This is a genomic window from Candidatus Nitrotoga sp. BS (genome assembly GCF_927797785.1).
Lineage (GTDB): Bacteria > Pseudomonadota > Gammaproteobacteria > Burkholderiales > Gallionellaceae > Nitrotoga.
This window is the reverse complement of the sequence record NZ_CAKMLL010000018.1, coordinates 1-4,668: the sequence shown is the minus strand read 5'-3', so window position 1 is coordinate 4,668 and position 4,668 is coordinate 1. Positions and strand designations below refer to the sequence as shown.

The window sequence follows — 4,668 nt, the reverse complement described above, 5'->3', positions numbered from 1 at the left end:
GCTGCATCCTGATCGCGCAGCGGTTGAGGGCTGACATCCGACAACCCTTAACCATAGCGGCCGGTCACTACCATTGACCTGGCTTCCAGATAGCAGCCAGTCGTGACACCTCAGTTCCAGAACATCCAAGCACGGTTTATCTTCGCAGGAAGTTTTTTGACTTGAGTTTACTCTGTACAAGTATCCCCAGTAGAATTCGTCCATAAAACTATTGACTGACTTCCAATGACTAACTTCCAATTCTTGATACATGCTGATCGCCTTTGTAGACAAGTCGGTCAGTTGCCAGTGATAAGCAGGCGTGGGCTTCCCTCTGCTGCTTCTGAATGGTTTGAAGTAAGTCAGCATGATTGGTCACATTGGGACGCAGTTCCATGCGTGTCCTTGCTCGGTGAGCCAGGAAGCGGCAAGACCAGTGAGTTTGTTCATCGTTTCTCGCAGTTGAATGAATCTGGTCATGTGGCATTCATGAGTCGCTGGCAAGACTGGTGCGACGGGGATGATATTTTCGCAACCTTGAATGATCCCAAAGGCTTCCATACCGCTTTGAATGCTGGGCAAACCGTGTGGTGGTTTATAGATGCATTAGACGAGGGGCGAATCAAGACCGAACGTGCGTTCGATGTAATCAAGAAGGGGCTGCGAAAACTTAATGACAACGGAATGCTTGAGAGAATCAAACTACGTATTTCGTGCAGAAGCCGTGATTGGCGCCCGACTGAGTTAAGTCAATTAATATCGTATTTTCCTGATACTAAATCTGGAGATGAAACGACCAGTGGAGTTGTTGCGTTACAACTTTTGCCATTGGATGAGGTTGCAGTTCGCACCTTAGCAAAGGAGAAACTCGGCACACAAATTGCCGTCGACCAATTTATGAATGCTTTGGCACGACGGCACGTTTTTCCGTTAGCTGGTCAACCCTTGCTCTTGGCTATGATGCTGCAATTATTCCAGCATGGCGATGAAACACTAGGTCGTGATCGAACCGGCCTTTATAAGCAGGCGATAGATAACTTAAATGCAGAACATAACAGTGAACGCAAGGATCAAGCGCCACCCCATACCATGCCAGCTAATCGCATTGCTATCGCCAAAAAAATGGCGGTACATGCGGTTTTTGGTGGCAAAGACGCCATTGCGGTACCCGATATGGACTCGAAAAATGATAGGACATTGGACGCCGCTTGCTCAGAATCCGGGCGTAAAGAAATTCTCGAAACTCTGAATACAGGACTATTCACACAGCATGTTACGCATGGGTTCAGTTTCTATCATCGGAGCTTTGCCGAGTTCATGGCCGCAGAAGCTTTGTCAGATCAGCTTAAAGCCGGGCTTCCACTAGGAAGAATACTCCCACTTTTTCCAATAGAGCATGAAGTAATACCGGGGCCATTACGTGAGACTGCGGCATGGCTCGCTGGTTTGGACGCGCATTTTCGCAATTGGCTAATCACCCATGATCCGATCACGGCAGCACAGGGCGATACAGTTCGTTATTCAGCCGCTGAACGTGAGAAGCTGATCACCACGCTTGCAACGCGCTTTGGGAAGAGAACTTGGCAACGTGATTTTGATCGCTTTGGCGATCTTGCCCGATCAGTGGCAGATAATGTACTCCAACAGCTATTGCAACCGGGGATAAGCACAGCAGTTCGCCTCATGGTCATGGAAATGATCGACGCTGCCGAGGTCGAGCCGCTTTTTCCAGCTCTTTTGCAGATAGCCTCTGACAGCAATACGGAATCTACGCTACGCACAAAGGCCGCAACTATCCTTGCTAGACGCGCACCGGATAATTACGCGGACAAGCTGCTCCCGTTACTTTATCTACCAGCAGACTTGGACAGAGATGATGAGACCTGCGGGGCACTGCTTTATCACCTCTACCCTCACTTCTTGTCCACCGAACAAGCACTGCGAGCGCTCCATATTCCACACAACCATTTTTTTACTGGCATGTATGCGTTGTTTTGGAGTGATAACTTTATAGAACAAATATCGGCTGATCGCTCTGACCGCCAGCTCACCTTGGATGCTATTGTCCCACTTCTGAATGATGATGGGGATTCCATTGCGTTGCGGGTCATAACTGAAATTTTCACCAAACTATTGCAGAAAGAGCTAAACGAGGAAGACCAAGATATTACCAAACTAGGGTCATGGTTGATCAAATTGGCAGGTTGGGTGCGACATCATGGGACGAACAATGAGACCGAGCACCAGAAGCTCATTCAGAAATTGCGTGAGTTACCTAAGTTGAGAGCTACACTGTTTAATTGGCAGTTAAAGAATTGGCCTGATGGAAAGGATTTCAACCCTTGGTGGCATTTTCCTTTTTACGACAGCATTACTTCAGGCGATGATGTGGCGATTTTTATCGATTTATGCCGCGAGTACTCAGGATCACCAGAAATTGGCAAGCGCATATTTAATTTGTTGGTGGGCCTTGCATATCACCCTCCTTTTTCTGTCAGGCTCGAAACGCTTGAGGCGCTCGCCGCGAGTAATATTCACTACGATTCACTTTGGCAAGAAATTCGGGTTAATTCACTCGATGGGCAAATAGCGAAGATACATAGAGAACAACAAGAATCGAAGGCCAAACGTACAAACCGTCAGGCCGAAGACTTTTCATCTGTACAGTCTAATATTGAAGTCTTGCGTACTGGTAATTACAACTTCATCCTTAATGTAATGCACACAGTGAGCTCTGGAATATTTGGTGAAGCTCCGCTTGAGGCTATCAAAGGAAAATATGGTGAGGGAGTGGCACAAGCCGTGCATGAAGGGCTGGTTAAAACTTGGGATGATCTAAACAATACTTCTCACTTCTGGCCATATTCCAACACGCTACCCAATATTGCAATTGCGGCTGAATTTGGCTATCGACTAAAACGTCCTCAACTCTCAACGCTCAATCAATACCAAGTTGATTGTTTAATCTGGAGTATGTTGCATCACAACAACGATAATTCAACGCTTCTTATAGATTTGTGGATTCACCATCGTCAGGCCGTTTGGCAGCGAATACTGGAAACGATTAAGCAGGAAAGCACAGCCTCGGAAGAATCGCATCCTAGGGTGTGGCAGTTTTTAAATTCGTTCGATGACTTACCGAGCGGGCTGATGGATGAACTTGTTAATTACGTTATCAAAGAAGGTATTCCATTCCAAACACGTGCTCGCCAATATGCTTTGAGAATTCTGTTTCGTTCTTCCCAACGGAAAGAGGTTCTTCAACTTGTAGCCACTCTAGTAAATGCTGAGTGGCAAGGACAAACCTTGCCTGCGCCGTGGTTTGAATACGCAGCTCTGAGTGCATCGGCTGCTTGGTGGCTACTTGATGCTGATAGCGCATTCCATGTTCTGGAGAATTATGTATTTCAAGGTAGTCGCCACTCACAACGCGCAATAGGCTTCATTAATGGTCTTCAAGAACTGCAAAACAACTATTCTGCATTCAACAGCACTTGGCCAGAGTCGGTATCTTGGCAAAACTATGCCAAACTATTACCGCTGTTGTATGCCCACCCACCACATACAGAGCGGAAGCTTGGTGGTGGTGTGGTTACGCCAAGCGATCAGTTTGCACACGCACGCGATAGTTTGGTTTCTTATATTTCAAATGCACCTCCAGCGCTTGCCAGCGCGTGGTTCGGAGCATGGAAAGATGACATGCGCTATGGGGGACACCGCGATTGGTTTGCAACTATTGATGCAGAACTTATCCAGAAGCAGGCCGACGAGTCATGGAGTCCGCTAACGATTGAAGCAGTGAATCAGGTTATTGTTGAACAAGCATTTCTTGTACGCAATGATAACGACTTGATGCTTATGTTGAATGAATTGATAGAACGAGAGCTAATTCCCGCCTTCCGATCGGATTACAATTTGGTTCCGTTGCTGTGGAGCGGCACTAAGGATAGCGGCAATCGAAAACACCTTGATGAACCAGCGTTACAGACCGCTATTTTTGGGCAATTAATCCCCATAGTTCGCGCAAGGCGCATTATCGGTGCACGGGAACCAGAAGTTTTAGATGCAAAGAAACCTGACGTTCGATTAACCTTTGTTCTGGATTCAGGCCTTATTGTAGATATACCCGTGGAAGTTAAATGGGGAGATCACGCTAAACTTTGGAGCGCTATCGAAAACCAGTTATTGAAAAAATACATGCAGGATCCAAGAGTTCGCTATGGTATTTATTTAGTTGGATGGGCCGGGCCGACAGAAATACAACGCGGCCCAAACAGCGAGAAACCGGCGGATCCCTTACTATTGCAGTCACAACTACAAAAAATTGCAGATCTACGTCTGGCGGGTACTCATAAGAAAATTACAGTCTACGTGGTTGATGCTAGCGTTCTGGATTAATAAATTCATAGCCTGAATTACCATTTATGGGATTTGACGGGTAACTCAGGAACGTTGCCGACTGTTAATGCCATACATCACAATCAACTTCCCGATTGCGGACGTTCACCAATGCCACCCGCGGCCAAAAAGCTGGCTAGCGGTAATACTGATTATCAATAGTAAAACGTTAGGCGGTATTGCGTACATCCTATATATGGGATGCAGTTTTCAATAGCAACGTTCCGTTTCTGACTCATGGACTAAACCGCTTCGCGGTAGTGGCGCTATGATCCACGAGTTGAGGTTGAT

The 4,668-nt window shown here is 46.7% G+C and carries 1 protein-coding gene; it reads left to right on the top strand.

The window, feature by feature from the left end; all coding sequences use genetic code 11:
• Nucleotides 1-225 precede the first annotated feature (225 nt).
• Nucleotides 226-4,377, top strand: a complete 4,152-nt coding sequence (locus tag MJ769_RS00865) for an NACHT domain-containing protein (RefSeq protein ID WP_239233957.1) — start codon at nucleotides 226-228, stop codon at nucleotides 4,375-4,377.
• Nucleotides 4,378-4,668: the final 291 nt, after the last annotated feature.

What these genes read in the sequence shown, in the direction of transcription:
- MJ769_RS00865 (WP_239233957.1), top strand. Translation starts at nt 226, where the DNA reads ATGACTAACTTCCAATTCTTGATACATGCTGATCGCCTTTGTAGACAA.